The 18,944-nt window shown below is 74.4% G+C and carries 20 protein-coding genes; all 20 read right to left on the bottom strand.

Going from position 1 to position 18,944, the window contains the following annotated elements:
• Window positions 1-54: 54 nt before the first annotated feature.
• On the bottom strand, window positions 55-960 hold the full coding sequence (locus IH44_RS0106150) for an ornithine cyclodeaminase family protein (protein ID WP_030458378.1): 906 nt from the start codon (window positions 958-960) through the stop codon (window positions 55-57).
• On the bottom strand, window positions 957-2,006 hold the full coding sequence (locus tag IH44_RS0106145; protein ID WP_035954079.1) for a proline racemase family protein: 1,050 nt from the start codon (window positions 2,004-2,006) through the stop codon (window positions 957-959). Before IH44_RS0106145 ends, IH44_RS0106150 begins: the two co-directional genes overlap by 4 nt.
• Window positions 2,006-3,385, bottom strand: a complete 1,380-nt coding sequence (locus tag IH44_RS0106140; protein ID WP_030458376.1) for an aldehyde dehydrogenase — start codon at window positions 3,383-3,385, stop codon at window positions 2,006-2,008. Before IH44_RS0106140 ends, IH44_RS0106145 begins: the two co-directional genes overlap by 1 nt.
• Window positions 3,386-3,437: 52 nt before the next feature.
• Window positions 3,438-4,445, bottom strand: coding sequence for a proline racemase family protein (locus tag IH44_RS0106135; RefSeq protein ID WP_030458375.1), 1,008 nt, complete (start codon window positions 4,443-4,445; stop codon window positions 3,438-3,440).
• 97 nt (window positions 4,446-4,542) lie between these two features.
• Entirely contained in the window at window positions 4,543-5,406 is an 864-nt protein-coding gene (locus tag IH44_RS0106130; protein WP_107066474.1) for a dihydrodipicolinate synthase family protein, read from the bottom strand.
• Window positions 5,407-5,947: 541 nt separating this feature from the next.
• Window positions 5,948-7,405 (bottom strand): NAD(P)/FAD-dependent oxidoreductase, encoded by a 1,458-nt coding sequence (locus IH44_RS0106125; RefSeq protein ID WP_035954076.1) that lies wholly within the window; start codon window positions 7,403-7,405, stop codon window positions 5,948-5,950.
• A complete protein-coding gene (locus IH44_RS0106120) occupies window positions 7,386-7,694 on the bottom strand; it encodes a (2Fe-2S)-binding protein (protein WP_030458372.1) in 309 nt (102 codons plus the stop codon). The genes IH44_RS0106125 and IH44_RS0106120 overlap by 20 nt, the downstream gene beginning before the upstream one ends.
• A gap of 46 nt (window positions 7,695-7,740) precedes the next feature.
• The gene (locus IH44_RS0106115; protein ID WP_030458371.1) at window positions 7,741-8,898 is read right to left on the bottom strand and encodes an FAD-binding oxidoreductase; all 1,158 of its coding nucleotides are present in this window, start codon (window positions 8,896-8,898) and stop codon (window positions 7,741-7,743) included.
• 154 nt (window positions 8,899-9,052) lie between these two features.
• Complete coding sequence (tatC, locus tag IH44_RS0106110) at window positions 9,053-9,991, bottom strand: twin-arginine translocase subunit TatC (RefSeq protein ID WP_030458370.1); 939 nt, start codon at window positions 9,989-9,991, stop codon at window positions 9,053-9,055.
• Window positions 9,992-10,052: 61 nt separating this feature from the next.
• Window positions 10,053-10,316: a twin-arginine translocase TatA/TatE family subunit gene (locus IH44_RS0106105; protein ID WP_030458369.1), complete on the bottom strand. Its 264-nt coding sequence runs from the start codon at window positions 10,314-10,316 to the stop codon at window positions 10,053-10,055.
• Window positions 10,317-10,457: 141 nt separating this feature from the next.
• Entirely contained in the window at window positions 10,458-10,613 is a 156-nt protein-coding gene (locus IH44_RS46240; RefSeq protein WP_157852122.1) for a hypothetical protein, read from the bottom strand.
• A gap of 12 nt (window positions 10,614-10,625) precedes the next feature.
• Window positions 10,626-10,856 carry a hypothetical protein gene (locus tag IH44_RS0106095; RefSeq protein ID WP_051816592.1) on the bottom strand — a complete coding sequence of 77 codons (231 nt, stop codon included), beginning with the start codon at window positions 10,854-10,856 and terminating at the stop codon, window positions 10,626-10,628.
• 5 nt (window positions 10,857-10,861) lie between these two features.
• The gene (locus IH44_RS0106090) at window positions 10,862-11,788 is read right to left on the bottom strand and encodes a YafY family protein (RefSeq protein WP_063759554.1); all 927 of its coding nucleotides are present in this window, start codon (window positions 11,786-11,788) and stop codon (window positions 10,862-10,864) included.
• 26 nt (window positions 11,789-11,814) lie between these two features.
• On the bottom strand, window positions 11,815-12,789 hold the full coding sequence (locus IH44_RS0106085) for a YafY family protein (RefSeq protein WP_030458367.1): 975 nt from the start codon (window positions 12,787-12,789) through the stop codon (window positions 11,815-11,817).
• Window positions 12,790-12,906: 117 nt separating this feature from the next.
• The gene (locus tag IH44_RS0106080) at window positions 12,907-13,278 is read right to left on the bottom strand and encodes an FKBP-type peptidyl-prolyl cis-trans isomerase (protein WP_014139723.1); all 372 of its coding nucleotides are present in this window, start codon (window positions 13,276-13,278) and stop codon (window positions 12,907-12,909) included.
• Window positions 13,279-13,337: 59 nt separating this feature from the next.
• Window positions 13,338-14,615, bottom strand: a complete 1,278-nt coding sequence (locus IH44_RS0106075) for an FKBP-type peptidyl-prolyl cis-trans isomerase (RefSeq protein WP_081966745.1) — start codon at window positions 14,613-14,615, stop codon at window positions 13,338-13,340.
• A 113-nt stretch (window positions 14,616-14,728) separates the two neighbouring features.
• Window positions 14,729-15,727, bottom strand: coding sequence for an FKBP-type peptidyl-prolyl cis-trans isomerase (locus IH44_RS0106070; protein ID WP_030458365.1), 999 nt, complete (start codon window positions 15,725-15,727; stop codon window positions 14,729-14,731).
• A gap of 82 nt (window positions 15,728-15,809) precedes the next feature.
• Window positions 15,810-17,171, bottom strand: a complete 1,362-nt coding sequence (gene pafA / locus IH44_RS0106065; protein WP_030458364.1) for a Pup--protein ligase — start codon at window positions 17,169-17,171, stop codon at window positions 15,810-15,812.
• A gap of 97 nt (window positions 17,172-17,268) precedes the next feature.
• A complete protein-coding gene (prcA, locus tag IH44_RS0106060; protein ID WP_030458363.1) occupies window positions 17,269-18,021 on the bottom strand; it encodes a proteasome subunit alpha in 753 nt (250 codons plus the stop codon).
• Between the two features lie 32 nt (window positions 18,022-18,053).
• Complete coding sequence (gene prcB, locus IH44_RS0106055; RefSeq protein WP_030458362.1) at window positions 18,054-18,899, bottom strand: proteasome subunit beta; 846 nt, start codon at window positions 18,897-18,899, stop codon at window positions 18,054-18,056.
• Window positions 18,900-18,944 lie beyond the last annotated feature (45 nt).

The raw sequence follows: 18,944 nt of genomic DNA, 5'->3' as shown, positions 1-18,944 counted from the left end.
CGGGCCTCCAGTCCCCGGATCCGCCCCGGGTTCCCGTCCCCCCGCCGCGGCGCCCTACCTCCCGGCCGACGCGTACTGCGCCGCCGCCACCGCCAGATCCTGCCACGCCATCCCGACGCTCTTGAAGAACCTGGGACGATCATGGCGGACGGCGGCCCGGCCCGTGACCAGTTCCGCCAGATTCGCCATCCGCTCCGCCCCGGCCCCCGCCAGCAGCAGGTCCCCGGCCTCGCGCAGCGCGACCTGCCGGGCCTCCACGAACAGGTCGGCCCGCGCCACCAGCCGGGCGTCCACCTCGCGGGCGTCCGGCTCGTGCGAGCCGACCGCCGCAACCACCGCCCGGTCCGGCACCAGGCGGCCGTCGAACAGCGGGGTGCGGGCGGTCGTGCAGCACACCACCACGTCCGCCTGCGCCACCGCCTCCGGCCCGCCGACGGCCGCCGCCAGGCCCAGCCCGGCCGCGTACGCCGCGACCTCGGCGGCCGGGCCCGGCCGCCGCGCCACCACGATGGCCCGCTCCAGGCCGGGCAGCACGGCCCGCAGCGCCGCCAGGTGCCCGACCGCCTGCGGCCCGGCCCCGAACACCACCAGCTCCCGGGCGTCCGGCGCCGCCAGCGCCCGCACCGCCAGCGCGGTCACCGCGGGCGTCCGCAGCGCGGTCAGCGCGGCCCCGTCCAGCAGCGCCAGCGGCTGCAGCGTCGGCCCGTCCAGCAGCAGGTAGGACCCGGTGATCCGCGGCAGTCCGAGCGCCGGGTTCCCGGGCGCCACCCCCGCGACCTTCACCCCCGCGAAGCCCCCGGCCGCCGCGGGCATCAGCAACAGCTCCCCCGCCGGCACCGCCGCCCCGACCCGCGCCGGGCACCCCTCCACGTCCAGCCCGCCCAGCAGCACCCGTTCCAGCGCCGCCACCGCCTCGACGGGCCCGAGCGTCAGCGCCGGCTGCGCGAGGCCGCCGGTCACAGCAGGAACCCCGGGCCCAGGGCGTCCTCGGGGTCGAGGACGAAGCGGTGCTCGCCGGTGCGGTGGGCGGTGCCGGTGACCTCGGTGACGGTGCCGTCGGCCCGCGGGGCGCGGACCCGGCCGGTGAAGACGGTGCCGATGACCGAGTCGTGGCGCAGCGTGCGGCCGGGGTCGATGGCGCCCTCGGCGGCGAGCAGGGCGAGCCGGGCGGAGGTGCCGGAGCCGCACGGGGAGCGGTCGATCTGGCCGTCGGCGAAGACGGTGACGTTGCGCTGGTGCGGGCCGGACGGCGTGTCGGGCAGTTCGTCGTACAGGATGACGCCGTAGACGCCGTCGCGGTGCCCGGCGAGCGCCCGGTGGCCCGCCAGCGCGGTGCGGATCTCCCGTCCGGCGGCGGTGAGTTCGGCGATCCGGTCGGGGACGACGGACAGGCCGAGCGCGGCGGCGGGCAGCGAGGCGTAGACCGCCCCGGAGTCCGCCAGGTCGACCCGGACCGTCCCGCGCGGGGTGGCCAGCTCGACCCCGCGGGCCAGCACCCGGGTCGGCACGTTGCGGAAGGTGACCGCGGTGGTGCGGCCGCCGCTGCGGTGCACGGTGGCGCCGACCCGGCCGGAGGGGACGTCGATGCGGACCAGGGCGGTGCCGTCGTCGGGGGCGGCGACCAGGCCGGTGTCGACGGCCCACGCGCCGAGCGCTATGGTGCCGTGGCCGCACGCGGTCGAGTAGCCGTCCTTGTGCCAGAACAGCACGCCGAGGTGCGCCTCGTCGTCGTCCGGCGGCACCACGAACCCGCCGTACATGCCGGCGTGGCCGCGCGGCTCCCGGGTCAGCAGGCGGCGCACGTCGTCCAGCGCGCTCGGCCGCGGCGCGGTGGCCCGGCCGCCCGCGCCGATGGCGATCGAGCGGCGTTCGGCGACGGTGTCGCCGGGCACCGGCGGCAGGCCCGCGACGACGATCCGGAACGGCTCGCCCGCGGTGTGGTAGTCGACGGTGGAGACCAGGTTGATCAGCTCCCCGCCACGGCGGGCGGTGGGGTGACGGTCCATCAGCACTCCCCGGCGGGCAGCACGCTGACGGTGCGCGCGGCGGTGTAGAAGTCGAGCGCGGCCCGGCCCTGCTCGCGGGCGCCGTACGAGGCGCCCTTGGCGCCGCCGAACGGCAGGTGGAAGTCGACGCCGCTGGAGGGCGCGTTGATCCGGATCATGCCCGCGTCCAGCCGGTCCGCGGCGGCCAGCGCCACGTCCAGGCTGCGCGAGTGGACGGAGGCGGACAGGCTGTGCCGGGTGTCGTTGGCCAGCGCGAGCGCCGCGTCCAGGTCGGCGGCGGGCAGCAGCACGGCGAGCGGGCCGAAGAACTCCTCGGTCAGCAGCGGGTGCCCGGCGGGGACGTTCTCCAGCAGGGTCGGCTCCAGGAACCAGCCGGCCCGGTCGGCCCGCGCGCCGCCGGCCAGCACGGTGGCGCCGCCCGCCCGGGCGGTGTCGATCGCCCCGGTCAGCCGCTCCAGCGCCGGCCCGCCGATCACCGGGCCGCAGACGGTGGCCGGGGCGGCCGGGTCGGCGGCGGGGGTCTGCCCGAGGGCCTTGGCGAGGGCCTCGGCGAGCGGCTCGTAGGCGTCGCCGACGGCGATCACCCGGCTGGTCGCGGTGCACTTCTGGCCCGCGTAGCCGGCGATGGCGTTCGCCAGGTGCGCGGCGGCCTGCGCGATGTCGGCGTCCGGCAGCACCAGGGCGGCGTTCAGGCCGCCCATCTCGGCCTGCACCGGGATGCCGCGCCCGCTCGCCCCGGCGACCACCGAGCGGCCGACCCCGGTCGAGCCGGTGAACGAGACGACGTCCGCGCCGTCGATCAGCGCCGTCCCCGCCTCGGCGCCGCCCGGCACCACCGTGAGCACGCCCTCGGGCAGGCCCGCGAGTTCGGCCAGCCGCAGCGCGCAGGCCACCGCCTCCGAGGACGGCTTGAGCACCACCGCGTTGCCGACGGCCAGCGCGGGCGCGGCCTTCCAGGTCGGGATCGCCAGCGGGAAGTTCCAGGGCGTGATCAGCCCGGCCACCCCGTACGGGCGGCGGCGGGTCAGCAGCAGGCCCGGCCCGGCGGCGGGCTCGTGCACCTCCCCGGCGGGGGCGAACGGCGCCTGCGCGTAGTAGCGCCAGATCGCCACCGTCCGGGCCACCTCGCCGCGCGCCTCGGCCACCGGCTTGCCGACCTCGCGCACCGCCAGCGCGACCAGTTCCTCGGCCGCCGCCTCGATCGCCGCCGCGGCCCGGCCCAGCGCCAGCGAACGCCCGGCCGCCCCCAGCGCCCACCACCCGCGCTGCGCCTCCCGGGCCCCCGCGATCGCCGCCGCGACCTCGGCGGCCCCCGCCGCCGGCACCGAGGCGACCAGGTCGTCGGGGTCGGCGGGGTTGTACGAGTCGATGGTGCTCATGCTCAAGGGCCTTTCGCGGAGGGATGGTTGACGGAGCCGGGGCGGCCCGGCGCTACAGCAGGAAGCCGGCCGGGAACGGGTCCGTCGGGTCGAGGAAGTACTGCGCGGTGCCGGTCACCCAGGCCCGGCCGGTGACGGTCGGGACGACGGCGGGCAGTCCGGCGACGGTGGTCTCCTCGACCAGGCGGCCGGTGAAGGTCGTCCCGATGAAGGAGTCGTTGCGGAACTCGGCGCCGATCGCCAGCTCGCCGCGCGCGTGCAGCTGCGCCATCCGCGCCGAGGTGCCCGTCCCGCAGGGCGAGCGGTCGAACCAGCCGGGGTGGATGGCCATCGCGTGCCGGGAGTGCACCGCGTCCGAGCCGGGGGCGAGCAGCTGGACGTGGTGGCAGCCGTGGATGGACGGGTCCTCGGGGTGCACCGGCCGGTGCGCGTCCGAGGCGTTGACGGCGTCCATCATGGCCAGCCCGGCGGCCAGGATCTCGTCCTTGCGCCCGCGTTCGAACGGCAGGCCGAACTGGTCGAGCGGCAGGATCGCGTAGTAGTTGCCGCCGTACGCGAGGTCGTAGGTGACCGTCCCGTACCCGGGCACTTCCAGCTTCCGCTCCAGCGCGACCGCGTACGAGGGCACGTTGCGGATGGTGACGCCGACCGCCGCGCCGTCCCGCACCGCGACCTCGGCGACCACCAGCCCGGCGGGGGTGTCCAGCCGCACCGTGGTGACGGGTTCGACCACCGGCACCATGCCGGTCTCCACCAGCACGGTGGCCACGCCGATGGTGCCGTGGCCGCACATCGGCAGCAGCCCGGACACCTCGATGTACAGCACGCCGAAGTCGGCGTCCGGCCGGGTCGGCGGCTGCAGGATCGCGCCGCTCATCGCGGAGTGGCCGCGCGGTTCGTACATCAGCAGCGTGCGGAACTCGTCGAGGTGCTGCTGGAAGTGGGTGCGCCGTTCGGCCATGGTGGCGCCGGGGACGGTGCCGAAACCCCCGGTGACCACCCGGGTGGGCATGCCCTCGGTGTGCGAGTCGACGGCGTGGAAGACGTGACGGGTCCGCATCGCGGTGCTCTCTCCAGTCGGCTGACAACGGGTCCTGGCCTGCGGCGGCCCGGACCGGATCCCCCCGGGTCCGGCCCGGACCGCCGTACGGCGACGGCTACTTGTGGCCCTCGGCGAGCGCCTTCCCGGTCGCGGCGCGCACCGCGGCCTCGATCTCCGGGACGAGCGGCAGGCGCGGGGCGCGGGTCGGTCCGCCGGGGCGGCCGGCGATGTCCATCGAGAGCTTGATCGACTGGACGAACTCGGTCTTGGAGTCCCAGCGCAGCAGCGGGTGCAGCGACTTGTAGAGCGGCACGGCGGTGGCCAGGTCGCCGGAGACGGCGGCGTGGTACAGCTCGGCGCAGGTCGCGGGCAGCGCGTTCGGGTAACCCGCGATCCAGCCGACCGCACCCGCGAGCGCCAGCTCCAGCAGCACGTCGTCGGCCCCGATCAGCAGGTCCAGCCCGGGCGCCAGCTCACCGATCTCGTACGCCCGGCGGACGTCGCCGGAGAACTCCTTGACCGCCACGATCGAGCCGTCCGCGTGCAGTTGGGCGAGCAGCGCGGGCACCAGGTCGACCTTGGTGTCGATCGGGTTGTTGTACGCGACGACCGGCACCCCGACCCGCGCCACCTCGGCGTAGTGGGCCCGCACCGCAGCCTGGTCGGCCCGGTAGGCGTTCGGCGGGAGCAGCAGCACCGACCCGGCCCCCGCCTCGGCGGCCTGCTCGGCCCAGCGCCGGGACTCGGCACTGCCGTAGGCGGCCACCCCGGGCATCACCCGGGCCCCGTCGCCGGCCGCCTCGACCGCGGTCGTGACGACCTTGGCGCGCTCCTCGGGCGTCAGGGTCTGGTACTCGCCGAGGGAGCCGTTGGGGACGACGCCGTCGCAGCCGTTGTCGATCAGCCAGCGGACGTGCTCGGCGTAGGCGTCGTAGTCCACCGTGAGGTCGTCACGGAAGGGCAGGGTGGTGGCGACCATGATGCCGCGCCAGGGACGGGCGGGGTCGTGCGGGGTGCGGGTCACGGGGGATCTCCCTTGATATGATGTGTGACATTTTACAAGTGGGCGACGCGGCTCCACAAGGGGGACCCGCCGCCCGAGTCGATCCGGCACCCGCCTCCCGACGGGCCGACCGAAAACCTTCCCGAGCCCCGACCCGCCAACAGGCGGGCCGGGAGCCCGATTTTCCCGCCGAGGACGGCACCCCGCCCCGGCGCCGACCGCGCACCGGACCCGGGCCCGGCACCGGCCACGCTCTGCCGGACCACCCGGCCCCGGCCCGCCCGACGGACGGCCCCGGAGCCCCGGCCCCGCCGAAGACGCCCCCGGCAGCGGCCAGCCGGCCCGGCACCGCGCCGGAGGCAGCCCCGGCACGGCCCCTCCCGACCGCCCGAAGCAACCCGGCCCCGGCCCACCCCGGAAGCCGCGCTTCCCCGCCGCCGCCCGGCCGAAGCACCCGGCCCCACGCCGAAGACGGCAACCGCCCTCCCCGGCACCGGCCCGACTCGGCCGCCGCCCGCTAGTCCGGTTCCGGCCCCGCCCGCTCCACCGACCGCACCGGCTCCGCCAGTTGCGCCAGCGGCACCGGACAGGACAGCGGCCGACTGTCCGGCCGCCCCGCCGCGCCCCCGCTGCCGCCGGACAGGCAGGCCACCGCGGGCCCGCACATCCGGCCCTGGCACCAGCCCATGCCGGCCCGGGTGAGCAGCTTGACCGTCCGGGCGTCCCCGGCGCCGAGTTCCGCGACAGCCTCCCGGATCTCCCCGGCCGGGACCTCCTCGCACCGGCAGACGTCGGTGTCGTCGGTGACCCAGCCGGTCCAGTCCGGCCCGGGCGCGTGCGCGGCGGCCATCAGCGCGGCGAACGCGCGCCGCCGCCGCCGGACGGCCGTCTCCCGTCCCCCGTCCGGGCGTCCGGCGATCGCCCGGGCGGCCAGCACGCCTTCGGCCAGCGCCAGGTCCGCGCCGCCGACGCCGCAGGTCTCCCCCGCCGCCCACAGCCCGGGCACGCTGGTGCGCTGCCGGGCGTCGACCTTCAGGGCGACCGCGCCGTCCGGCCCGGTGACCGTCTCGGCGCCCAGTTCGGCGGCCAGTTCGATCTGCGGCACCAGCCCGTGCCCGATCGCCACCGCGTCGCAGGCGATCCGCCGTTCGCTGCCGGGCACCGGTTTCCAGCGGGCGTCGAGCCGGGCGACCGTGACGGCGGTGACCCGGTCGGTGCCGTGCGCCTCGACCACCGCGCTGCTGCGGCGCAGCCGCACCCCGTGCCGCAGCAGCCGGGCACCGTGCGCGGCGCCCTCGGCGAGCTTGCCGGGGTTGCCGGCCAGGACCGGCAGCCCGCGGGCGTAGCCGAGGTACGAGGTGGCCTCGACGATCGCGGGGACCTCCGCCCCTGCCGCGACCAGCGAGGAGGCGGCGGCCAGCAGCAGCGGGCCGCTGCCGGCCACCACGATCCGGCGGCCGGGCAGCACCAGGGAGGACTTGAGCATCGCCTGCGCGCCGCCCGCGGTGACCACGCCGGGCAGCGTCCAGCCGGGGAAGGGCAGGTGCCGCTCGTAGGCGCCGGTGGCCAGCAGGACGGCGCGGGCCCGGACGGTGGCCCGGTCGGCCGCCGCGGGGCCGCGGGTGGCGTGCAGGCGCCAGGGCCGCCGCTCGTCGCCGGGGACGCCCGCCTCGGCGGCCCACACGTGGTGGCCGGGCAGGTGGTCGACCAGCGGCGAGGCCGCCAGCCGCGCGCGCAACCGGGCGAAGACTGCCCAGCCGTGGTGCAGCTTCTCCGGCCGGGCCGCGCCCAGTTCGGGTGCGGGGTGCCGGTAGTACTGGCCGCCGGGGCGGCTCCCGGCGTCCAGCAGCGCGACCCGCAGGCCGAGTCCGGCGGCGGTGTCGGCGGCAGCCAGTCCGGCGGGGCCGGCGCCGACCACCGCGAGGTCGTACACACCTTCGCGGCCGGCGCCCGGCTCAGACTTCGAGGTCGGCATGGCCGTGCCCCTCCTGGGTGGTGACGGTGTCGCCGGGCTCGGCGGGCAGCAGGCACAGGCGCTGGTTGGGGCGGCCGTTGACGGTGGCCAGGCAGTCGAAGCACTGGCCGATCCCGCAGAACGCGCCGCGCGGGCGCCCCCCGTTCCGGGTGGTGCGCCAGGCGAGCACGCCGTCGGCCCACAGCGCGGCGGCCAGCGTCTGCCCGGGCAGCGCGGGCACCGGCCGGCCGTCGAACAGGATGGTGCGGGCGGGTCCGGGTTCGGCGCCCACCAGGTCGAGCGGGTCCATGGCTACTCCTCTCCTCCACGACGTGTGCGGCACCGCACCGGCCCCCTCAACGCTCACCCTCCCCGTCCCCGAACCGCTCCGGCCGGAACGGTGCCAGGTCAAGGCCGGGGTCGGCCCCGGTGAGCTGGCGGCTGATCAGCAGCCCGGTGGCGGGCGCCAGCCCGATGCCCGCGCCCTCGTGCCCGCAGGCGTGGTAGAGCCCGGGCACCCGGGCGTCGTGGCCGAGGGCGGGCAGGTGGTCGGGCAGGTAGGGGCGGAAGCCCCGGTAGTAGCGCTGCACCTGGACGGTGCGCAGCACCGGGAAGAGCGCGGCGGCCTGGGCGGCGAGCCGGTGCAGCACCTCGGGGGCGAGGGTGCGGTCGAAGCCGACCCGTTCGCGGCTGGCGCCGATCAGCACCGGTCCGGCGGGGGTGCCCTCGACCACGGCGGAGGACTGCAGGTCGGCCGAGCCGGAGGCGACGTCGGCGACGTAGTCGGCGGCGTAGACCTTGTGCCGGACGATCCGCGGCAGCGGTTCGGTGACCAGCACGAAGCCGCGCCGGGGCAGCACCGGCAGCCGGACCCCGGCCAGCGCGGCGATCTCGCCGCCCCAGGTGCCGGCGGCGTTGACCACGGCGGGGGCGGCGATCTCGCGGCGTCCGGTGACCACGCCGGTGACGGCGCCGCCGGGGCCGCGCAGCAGTCCGGTGACGGCCTCGCCGAGGTAGCGGTCGGCGCCGGAGGCGCGCAGCAGGTGGGCGGCGGCCAGGGCGGGCTGCACCTGGGCGTCCTGCGGGTACAGGTAGCCGCCGGGCAGGTCCTCGGCCAGGTGCGGTTCGAGGTCGCGCAGTTCGCCGGCGGCGACCGGGACGGCCTCGACGCCGGCGGCGCGCTGGGCGGCGGCGAAGCCGTGCAGCAGGTCGAGTCCGGCGGGGGCGGTGGCGACCACCAGGCCGCCCTTGGGCTCGTACTCGACGCGGTCGCCGAGTTCGGCGGCGAGTTCGCGCCACAGGCCGGTGGAGAGCAGGGCGAGGTCGAGTTCCGGGCCGGGTTCCTTGTCGGAGACCAGCAGGTTGCCCTCGCCGGCGCCGGTGGTCCCGCCGGCCACCGGCCCGCGGTCCACCACGGCGACCGCCAGGCCGGACCGGGCGGCGTAGTAGGCGCAGGCGGCGCCGACCACGCCGGCCCCGACCACCACGACGTCGTAGGGGTTTCGCTTGAGCACCTCAGTAATATGTCACATGGCTCGAACCCCGGGCAAGCCCCCCACCAGCGCCGATCACCCCCCACCCGGAAGCCCGGCCGCCCCCGGAAACGCCGGACGGCCCCGGACCGCAGGGGTCCGGGGCCGTCCACCGCCTCGACGGGCAGTCAGCTCATCAGGTGATGTCGTCGTCGATCTGGTCGCGGCGCGCGGCCGGGACCGGCGCCGGGGCCTCCACCGCCTCGACCCCGCCGACCGACTCGGCGTCCGCCACGTCCTCGACCGTCAGGTCGACGTGCGAGGCCTCCTCGTCGCTCAGCCCGGCGTCGGGGTTGCGGGCGGCCTTGCGCTTGTCGTTGAGCAGCGCGAAACCCGCGGCCAGGAAGTACAGCGCCCAGATCGGCGCGGCCAGCGCCAGCATCGACAGCGGGTCGGTGGACGGGGTGGCGAAGGCCGCGAACACCGTGATGCCCATGACCATCGCGCGCCACCAGCCGAGCAGCCGCTTGCCGCTGAGCACCCCGACCAGGTTCAGCATCACCAGGAACAGCGGCAGTTCGAAGCCCGCGCCGAACACCAGCACCATGCGGGTGATCAGGTCCAGGTAGGTCTCCACCGGCACGATCGAGGTGACGCCGTCCGCGGTGAAGCTGATCAGCATCTCCGCGGTCAGCGGCATCACCACGTACGCGAGCACCGCGCCGGCCAGGAACAGCGGGGTGCCGAGCAGCAGGAACGTCACCGAGTAGCGCTTCTCGTGCTGGTGCAGGCCCGGCGAGACGAACTTCCACAGCTGGTACAGCCAGACCGGGGTGGCGGCCACCGCACCGGCCGTGAGGCTGACCTTCAGCATCACGGTGAACGGGGTGGTCAGGCCGATGTTGGAGATCTGCGCGCAGTGCTTCAGCCCCTCCGGCAGCGTGCCGTCCGGGTGGCAGGCGGGCAGCGGCTTGATCAGGAAGTCCAGCAGGGCCTTGTGGTAGAGCGCCGCGACGATCGTGAAGACGATGATCGCCAGCAGCGACTTGACCAGCCGGTTGCGCAGTTCGCGGAGATGGTCGGCGAGCGCCATCCGCCCCTCAGGGTCCTTGGCCTCTTTGGTCGTCTTGCTCAACCCGGTCCTCGAATCGTGCGCTCGTCGTAGTCGGAGTGGTGCGGGAGCCCGACGTGAGTGTTCAGGCACCCCGGTCGGTGCGGGACGCGCCCGGGGCGGCCTTGACCACCCGGTCCGGTTCGGCGGCGGGCCGCGCGGCCGGGGCGGGGGCAGCCGGCGCCTGCCGGCCGGAGTCGAACTCCCGGCGCAGCGCCTTGCCCTCGCTCTTGAGGATCCGCAGCGACCGGCCCAGCGCCCGCGCCGCGTCCGGCAGCCGCTTGCCGCCGAACAGCAGCACCGCGAACACCGTGATCAGCAGCAACGAGCCGGGCGAAAGGAGACGCATCTCCGGAGCACCGCCTTCCTTGTCCGGGAGGTCCGGGAGGTCCGGGAGGCAGGGCTCCCCCTCTGCGGGCGATGGTAGCCGCTCGGAGTGTCGCCGCGGGAACCCGGTACCCAACGATCGGATACCGGTCCTCCCCCGCCCTCAGCCGCCCTCGCCCGCCCGCTGCAGCGCGCCGACCGCGCCGTCCACCTCGCGGGCCAGCGCCCGGACGTCCAGCCACAGCCGCAGCGCGAGCACGCCGAGCACCAGCAGGCCCGCGGTGGAGAGCAGGACGGCCCCGACCAGGGTCCAGTTCACGTGCGGGCCTTCCTATCCGTCCACCGGCAGCAGCCGCATGGTGTGCACGCCGGCCTCGGTGAGCGCGGCGACGATCTTCTCCCCGGCGATCTTGCGGACGACCGCTCCGCAGGCCGGGCAGGTGAAGCTGTAGAAGGTGCGCTCCTTGCTGGCGCCGAGCGCCAACCGGAACTCGGGGGCCGGGAGTTCGACCTTCTCCCGGCACTGCGAGCAGTACACCTTGAATCTGGTGCCGTCGGCCACGTGGTTCAGACCTGTCCGTCCCGGTAGTGCTCCAGCGCGGCCAGCGCGGCGGTGCGGGCCTGCTCGGCGAGCTGGGCGGGGGCGGTGATCCGGCCGTCCCGGCCCAGCCGCAGGGCCAGGGTGCGCAGGCCGGACGGCTCCGCGGAGCGCAGGGTGATCCGCAGGCCGCCGTCGGGGAGTTCCTCGGCGCTGTCGTGGGTGTAGTACTCGGCGACCCAGCGGCCGCCGGGGCCGACCTCGACCACCACCTCGGGGTCGTCGGCGGTGGGGGCGACCAGCCCGGCGGACAGGTCGCGGGGCTGCAGCCGGGGCGGGTTGGCGGGCTCGTCGAGCACCTTGATCTCGGCGATCCGGTCGAGCCGGAAGGTGCGCCGGTCCTCGGAGGTGCGGCACCAGCCCTCCAGGTAGGTGTGGCCCTCGGTGACCAGCCGGATCGGGTCGACCTCGCGCTCGGTCAGCTCGCCGCGGCCGTGCGACCAGTAGCGCAGCCAGATCAGGCGGCCCTCGCTGAGCGCGCGGTCGATGTCGGCGAAGACGGTGCCCTCGGCCTCGAAGGTGACGCCGACCCGGGCCGCGGACTCGGCGCTCTCGCCGGCCGCGTCCTCGATCTTGGCGACGGCTCGGGTGAGCGCCTGCCGGTCGCGCTCGCGCAGCCCGGGCAGCCCGGCCACCGCGCGGGCGGCGACCAGCAGCGCGGTGGCCTCGTCGGCGGCCAGCCGCAGCGGCTGGGCGACGTCGTCCACGTTGTGCCACCAGATCCGCTCGCCGTCGGTGTCGATGTCGAGCAGGTCGCCGCCGCGGAAGGAGGTGCCGCACATCGGCAGCACGTTGAGGTCGCCGATCAGTTCCCGCTCGGTGATCCCGAACGCCCGTGCCACCTCGGCCACTTCGGCCCCGGGCCGCTCGCGCAGGTAGGTGACCAGCGACAGCATCCGGCGCGTCTGGTCGATCGCATTGCTCACTGGGAAACCTCCGCGAGGCCGGCGACGGCGCGCAGCCGGTCGATGACGTCGGCCCGCAGGTCCTCGGGGCCGATCACGATGACGTCGGGGCCGTACTCGGCCAGGTCGGCGCCCAGGCCGTTGCCGTACGGGATGTCCAGCTCGTCCCAGTCGGCGTCCACCGGCCGGGTCTCCAGGGCGCGCTGGCGCACCGGGTAGGCGGCGCCGGAGCGCACCTTGACGGTGGCGACCGCGGTGGCGCCCTCGCCGGCGAACCGGGCCACCACGGCCCGGACGTCCACGTGCTCGGGCACCTCGCCGGTGAACGCGCCGGCCCGGGAGCGGACCTTGCCGGTGATCCGGGAGAGCCGGAACACCCGGGCCGAGCCGCGGTCGCGGTCGTAGCCGGCCAGGTACCAGTGGCCGCGCCAGCACTCCAGCGCCCAGGGCTCGACCGAGCGCGGCCCGGCGGTGGCGGCGCCGGCCTTGCGGTAGTCGAAGGTGACCGGGCGGCGGTCCCGGGCCGCGGTGAGCAGCGGCTCGAACGCGGCCTCCCGGCCGGGGATCCGCGGCTCCAGCGCGCCGTGCTCGCGCTCCTCGGCGAACGGGACGCCGGCCGCGCGCAGCTTCTGCAGCGCGCCGCTGGCGGCGCCGGACATCTTGGCCTGCTGCCAGACCCGGGCGGCCAGCGCCAGCGCGGCGGCCTCCTCCGCGTCCAGCGCGATCTCCGGGAGGCGGTTGCGGTCGCGGCGGGCGAGGTAGCCGACCTCGCCGTCGAGCGCGTTCTCGTCCACGTCGATGATCAGGCCGAGTTCCCGCAGGTCGTCCTTGTCGCGCTCGAACATCCGGTTGAAGGCGTCCTCGGAGCCCTGCTGCCAGGCCTCCCGGTACGCCTCGACGGATTCGCGCAGCTCTTTCTTGGAGAGCGGACGCCGGGTGTTCATCAGGCACAGGGCGAGGTTCATCAGCCGCTCTGCCTTGGCGATCGCCATCGGTGACCCTTCCTCCGATCGGGGGTGACCTGCCTGACCGTACCGGTACGGGCACGTTCAGAGAAAGCCGCACCCCCGGCTCCTGGCGGAACCGGGGGTGCGCGGGTGCGTCCGAGGTCAGACGCCCAGCAGGTCCACCACGAAGATCAGGGTGGAGCCGGCCGGGATGAGCGGGCTCGGCGACTGGTTGCCGTAGGCCAGGTGCGGCGGGATGACCAGCTCGCGGCGGCCGCCGACGCGCATGCCCTCGACGCCCTGGTCCCAGCCCTTGATGACCCGGCCGCCGCCCAGCGGGAAGCGGAAGGTCTGGCCGCGGTTCCAGGAGGCGTCGAACTCCTCGCCGGAGGCGAAGGTGACACCGACGTAGTGGACCTCGACGGTCGCCCCGGCCTTGGCCTCGGCGCCGTCGCCGACCACGATGTCGCGGATCTGGAGCTCGGTCGGGGCGTCGCCGCCCGGGAAGTCGATCTCCGGCTTGGTCAGGCTCACGATTGCTCTTCTCGTTCGGTTGCGTGAACGGGACTCATCCTAGGCGCACCCGGGGTGCGTCAGCCCTCGCCGCCGCCGACCCCGGCGTCCAGGATGTCGACCACGAACACCAGGGTGGAGTTGGCCGGGATGCTCTCGCTGGCCTGGTCCTTGTAGCCCATCGAGGCGGGGATGACCAGTTCGACCCGGCTGCCGATGTTCTGGCCGACGATGCCCTTGTCCCAGCCCTCGATGACGCTGCCGGCGCCGGTGGTGAAGGTGAACGCCTGCCCGCGGTCGAGCGAGGAGTCGAACTTCTTGCCGTCCTTGTACAGCGCGCCGGTGTACTGGACCAGCACCTTCTCGCCGGACTCGATCTTGCGGCCCTTGCCCTGGATCAGCACGTGGCTCTTCAGCTCGGTCGGGTCGGCCGCGCCCTTGACCGGGGTGATCTCGGCGGGCTTGGTGCCGTTGTCCTTGACCTGCGGGAAGTCCGCGGGCGGCGCGGTCACGTCACCGGAGAGCACCGCGTTGGGAGCGGTGGCCTGCCGGATGTCCAGCACGAAGACCAGGCTGTCGGTGCCGGCGATGCCCAGCTGGGTGTTGCCCTGCGCGCCGAACGCGGCCCCGGGCGGGGCGACCACCATCAGCCGGCTGCCGGCCTTGTGGCCCTCGACGGCGTTGTCCAGCGCGGGGATCAGCGACCCGCCGCCGGCCTGGTAGAGCTGCGGCTTGCCGTTCTGCTCCCCGTACGAGCCGGGGATCTCCTTGCCGGTCTGCCAGTCCATCGCCGTGTAGTCGACGGAGACCCAGTTGCCCTTCTCGACCTTCGCGCCGCTGCCCGCGGACAGCTCCTTGACCACGAACGTCCCGTCCGGGGCGTCCTTGGGCAGCGTGATGGTCGCCTTGGAGCCGAAGTCCCCGGCGACCGTCGGCAGCACCTTGGCGCTGTCCTTGATCGGCGGCACCGGCTCCTGGCTCGGGGCCGAGGCGCTGGGGCTGGCCGAGGCCGAGTCCGCCTTCGCGGTCGGCTTGCCGTCGTCCTTGTTGACGTAGTACATCGTCACCGCGGACGCGACCAGCAGCACCGCCAGGACCGAGCCCAGGATCACCCCGAGCCGGCCCGCCCCGCCCGGGTCCTCGTCGTAACCCGCCTCGGAGAGCGGCGCCTTGCGCTGGTTGGACGCGAAGACCTGCGGTGCCTGCTCGGTCCTGGCATCGGGACCGGCGGGGGCGGTGGGCGGGGCCCAGCCCGCCTGGGTCAGCATCTCGGCGGGGACGACGATCGACTCGCGGTCCACCGAAGGCTTGTTCCCGGTGTTGTCGGCCTCGCCCGGGCTCGACGCTTTCTCAGACATGACTCCCCATTCGACTCGCCCGACGACGCGTGTACCACTGGTGCGGGGCAGCAGTATGTCAGGTCGGCATGAGAGCGGGTCAGCCCGGCCCTGGCCGGGCTGTCAGGCGGTTCTCAGACGGCTTCCAGGATGTCGATCACGAACACCAGCGTGGAGTTCGCCGGGATCGCCCCGCTGGCCTGGTCGCCGTAGCCCAGCGACGGCGGGACGACCAGCAGCACCCGGCTGCCGACGTTCTTGCCGACCAGTCCCTGGTCCCAGCCCTTGATCAGGCTGCCGGTGCCGACCTGCAGGGCCTGCGCGCCGCCGTGGTTCCACGAGGAGTCGAACTGCTTGCCGTCCGCCCAGGTCACGCCGGTGTACTGGACCACCAGGGTCTGCCCGCTCTTCACCTCCGGGCCGGTGCCCTTGACCAGCACGTACTGCTGCAGGTCGGTGGGCGGCTGCTGGCCGGAGGGGACGGTGATGGTCGGCGCGGCCTTGCCGTTGTCCTTGACCTGCGGGGCGCCTGCGGGCGGCTGGGTGAGGTCGCCGGGGATGGTGGTGTCCTGCGGCACCGCGCTCATCACGTCCAGCACGAACACCACGGTGTCGTCCTTGCCGACGCCCAGCGCGCTGGAGCCCTGGCTGCCGAACCCGGCGGCCGGCGGGGCCACCACCAGCACCCGGCTGCCGGTCTTCTTCCCCACCACGCTCTGGTCGAAGGCGGGCACCAGCTGCCCGCTGCCCGGCTGGTAGAGCTGCGGCTTGCCGCCGGAGTCGTAGGAGCTGGACAGGTCCTTGCCGCTGGTCCAGTCCTTGACCGTGTAGTTGACGGTCACCCAGTCGTTCTTGTTGACCACCGCCCCGGAGCCCTCGCTCACGGTGCTCACCACGAACTGCCCGGACGGCTGCTGCCCGGCGGGCAGCGTGATGGTCGCCTTCGAGCCGAACTCGCCGGAGACCTCCGGCATCGGCGAGGCGGACGCCACCGGGCTCGGCACCTGGGCCGCGGACGCCGAGGAGGCCGCCGGCGCCGTCGCGGCGGACTTGCCGGAGCCGCCCGAACTGCTGCACCCGGCGAGCAGCGCGACGGTCAGGGGAACGGTGAGCAGGCAGGCGGTTCGACGCATGGCGTCAGCCTATGACCCGATTCGTCCGGTCCGTCGGAGGCGCTCGGCGCGCCCCCGACGGACCGTCAGCGGGCCGTCCCGGTCACATCCCGGCGATCAGCTTCTCCACCCGCTCGTCCACCGAGCGGAACGGGTCCTTGCACAGCACGGTGCGCTGCGCCTGGTCGTTCAGCTTGAGGTGCACCCAGTCGACGGTGAAGTCGCGGCGCTGCTCCTGGGCGCGGCGGATGAAGTCGCCGCGCAGCCGGGCCCGGGTGGTCTGCGGGGGCACCGACTTTCCCTGGAAGGTCAGCAGGTCGGTGGTGACCCGCTGGGCCTGGCCGTTCTTCTGCAGCAGGTAGAACAGGCCGCGGCGGCGGTGGATGTCGTGGTAGGCGAGGTCGATCTGGGCGACCCGCGGGTTGGACATGGTCATCTGGTGCTTGGCCCGGTACTTCTCGATCAGCTGGTACTTCATGATCCAGTCGATCTCGGTGCCGACCTTGGCCAGGTCCTCGCTGCGCACCGCCTCCAGGGTGCGGCCCCACAGGTCCAGCACCCGGGCCACGGTGCCCTCGTTGAGGCCCTTGCGGTCGGCGAACTCCAGCGCCTTGGTGTAGTACTCCTCCTGGATCTCCAGGGCGGAGGCCTCCCGGCCGTTGGCGAGCCGGACCTGGTGGGTGCCGGTCAGGTCGTGGCTGACCTCGCGGATCGCCCGGATCGGGTTCTCCAGCGTCAGGTCGCGCATCACCACGCCGGCCTCGATCAGCCGCAGCACCAGGTCGGTGGCGCCGACCTTGAGCAACGTGGTGGTCTCCGACATGTTGGAGTCGCCGACGATGACGTGCAGCCGCCGGTAGCGCTCGGCGTCGGCGTGCGGCTCGTCCCGGGTGTTGATGATCGGCCGGGAGCGGGTGGTCGCGGAGCTGACGCCCTCCCAGATGTGCTCGGCGCGCTGGCTGACGCAGTAGACCGCGCCGCGCGGGGTCTGCAGCACCTTGCCGGCGCCGCAGATCAGCTGCCGGGTGACCAGGAACGGGATCAACACGTCCGCCAGCCGGGAGAACTCGCCGTGCCGGGCCACCAGGTAGTTCTCGTGGCAGCCGTAGGAGTTCCCGGCCGAGTCGGTGTTGTTCTTGAACAGGTAGACGTCGCCGGCGATGCCCTCCTCGTGCAGCCGCCGCTCGGCGTCCACCAGCAGCCCCTCGAGGATCCGCTCGCCGGACTTGTCGTGGGTGACCAGCTCGGTGACGTCGTCGCACTCGGGGGTCGCGTACTCGGGGTGGGAGCCGACGTCGAGGTAGAGCCGGGCGCCGTTCTTCAGGAAGACGTTGCTGCTGCGGCCCCAGGAGACGACCCGGCGGAAGAGGTAGCGGGCCACCTCGTCCGGCGACAGCCGGCGCTGGCCGCGGAAGGTGCAGGTGACGCCGTACTCGTTCTCGATCCCGAAAATTCGACGGTCCATGTGCGACTCTTCTCTGTTCGAAGCTCGGTGGAACCCCTCGGTGGCGGTCGGTGGACCGTCGGGCGGCCCGCTGCCGGCAGCGGGCCGCCCGGTTCGGTCATTCGGTGTCGGCGCCCTCGTCGTTGCCGTCCTCGGCGGCGGCCGACTCGTCGCCGCTGAGCAGCCGGGCCAGCTGGCCGCCCAGGATGCGCTTGAACTTCCGCTGCTGGGGGCGCTTGCGGTCCAGGACGGCGACCTCCAGCTGCTCCGGCGTCATGGTGCGGGGGCTGCCGCCGTTGGGGTCGCGGGCCAGGCCGTCCACCGCCAGCTTGAGCGCCTCGGCCAGGCTCAGCCCGGCCCGGTGGCGCTGGCCGAGGTAGCTGCCGATGGAGTCGGCGTTGCCGCCGACCACCACGGCGTTCTTCTCGTCCACCACCGAGCCGTCGGGGGTGAGCCGGTAGATCTGGTCGTCGGCGTCGCTCCGGCCGACCTCGGCGACGATCAGCTCGACCTCGTAGGGCTTCTCCCCGACCGAGGAGAAGATGGTGCCCAGGGTCTGGGCGTAGACGTTGGCCAGGCCGCGGGCGGTGACGTCGGCCCGGTCGTAGGAGTAGCCGCGCAGGTCGGCGTAGCGGACGCCGCCGATCCGCAGGTTCTCGAACTCGTTGTAGCGGCCGACCGCGGCGAAGGCGATCTTGTCGTAGATCTCGGAGACCTTGTGCAGGGCCCGGGAGGTGTTCTCCGCGACGAACACGATGCCGTCGGCGTAGGTGAGCACGACCACGCTGCGGCCGCGGGCGATGCCCTTGCGGGCGTACTCCGCGCGGTCCGCCATGGCCTGCTGGGGCGAGACGTAGAACGGCGTCGACACCGCCGGTCTCCCTTCAGTGATGTGGGGCGGACTCAGAGGAGCGGGGCCTGCGGCCCGTTGGGGTGCTCGCGGCGCTGGTCGGTGATGGAGACCGCGATCTCGGCGACCTCTTCCTCGGTGAGCCGGCGGAAGCCGTCCTCGGTGATCAGCGTGACGATCGGGAAGATCTTGCGGGCCAGGTCGGGGCCGCCGGTCGCGGAGTCGTCGTCGGCGGCGTCGTACAGCGCCTGGACGGCGAGGGTGGCGGCCTGCTCGCCGGTGAGGCCGTCCCGGTAGAGCTTCTTCATCGAGCCGCGGGCGAACACCGAGCCCGAGCCGGTGGCGGCGAAGCCGGCCCGCTCCTCGGAGCGGCCGCCGGTGACGTCGTAGGTGAAGATCCGGCCCCGGCCGAGGTCGAGGTCGTAGCCGGCGAAGACCGGGACGACCGCGAGGCCCTGCATGGCCATCGCCAGGTTGGAGCGGATCATCGTGGTGAGCCGGTTGGCCTTGCCCTCGAAGGAGAGCACGGCGCCCTCGATCTTCTCGTAGTGCTCCAGCTCCAGCTGGAACAGCCGGACCATCTCGACCGCCAGGCCGGCCGTGCCGGCGATGCCGACGGCGCTGTACTCGTCCGCCGGGAAGACCTTCTCGATGTCCCGCTGGGCGATGACGTTGCCCATCGTGGCGCGGCGGTCGCCGGCCAGCACCACGCCGCCGTCGAAGACCGCGGAGACGATGGTGGTGCCGTGCGGCGCCTCGACCGTCATCCCCTCCGGGAGGGGGCGCCGGCCGGGGAGCAGCTGGGGCGCGTGGCTGTCGAGGAAGTCGAGGAACGAGGAGGAGCCGGGGGTGAGGAAGGCGGCCGGCAGACGCCCGGTGCCACTGAGGTTGGCTTCCACACGTGTCCTTCCGGATCGAAGATCGAAAGTTGCTTGGTGCCCCGG

The sequence above is a fragment of the Kitasatospora sp. NRRL B-11411 genome (genome assembly GCF_000721345.1).
Lineage (GTDB): Bacteria > Actinomycetota > Actinomycetes > Streptomycetales > Streptomycetaceae > Kitasatospora > Kitasatospora cineracea.
Note: the sequence above shows the minus strand (reverse complement) of the source record. Positions and strands in the feature narration are given on the sequence as shown.

Coding starts and splice junctions, on each gene's coding strand:
- IH44_RS0106145 (WP_035954079.1), bottom strand. CDS start 2,006: ATGGACCGTCACCCCACCGCCCGCCGTGGCGGGGAGCTGATCAACCTG.
- IH44_RS0106140 (WP_030458376.1), bottom strand. CDS start 3,385: ATGAGCACCATCGACTCGTACAACCCCGCCGACCCCGACGACCTGGTC.
- IH44_RS0106135 (WP_030458375.1), bottom strand. CDS start 4,445: ATGCGGACCCGTCACGTCTTCCACGCCGTCGACTCGCACACCGAGGGC.
- IH44_RS0106130 (WP_107066474.1), bottom strand. CDS start 5,406: ATGGTCGCCACCACCCTGCCCTTCCGTGACGACCTCACGGTGGACTAC.
- IH44_RS0106125 (WP_035954076.1), bottom strand. CDS start 7,405: ATGCCGACCTCGAAGTCTGAGCCGGGCGCCGGCCGCGAAGGTGTGTAC.
- IH44_RS0106120 (WP_030458372.1), bottom strand. CDS start 7,694: ATGGACCCGCTCGACCTGGTGGGCGCCGAACCCGGACCCGCCCGCACC.
- IH44_RS0106105 (WP_030458369.1), bottom strand. CDS start 10,316: ATGCGTCTCCTTTCGCCCGGCTCGTTGCTGCTGATCACGGTGTTCGCG.
- IH44_RS0106090 (WP_063759554.1), bottom strand. CDS start 11,788: ATGCTGTCGCTGGTCACCTACCTGCGCGAGCGGCCCGGGGCCGAAGTG.
- IH44_RS0106085 (WP_030458367.1), bottom strand. CDS start 12,789: ATGGCGATCGCCAAGGCAGAGCGGCTGATGAACCTCGCCCTGTGCCTG.
- IH44_RS0106075 (WP_081966745.1), bottom strand. CDS start 14,615: ATGTCTGAGAAAGCGTCGAGCCCGGGCGAGGCCGACAACACCGGGAAC.
- IH44_RS0106070 (WP_030458365.1), bottom strand. CDS start 15,727: ATGCGTCGAACCGCCTGCCTGCTCACCGTTCCCCTGACCGTCGCGCTG.
- pafA (WP_030458364.1), bottom strand. CDS start 17,171: ATGGACCGTCGAATTTTCGGGATCGAGAACGAGTACGGCGTCACCTGC.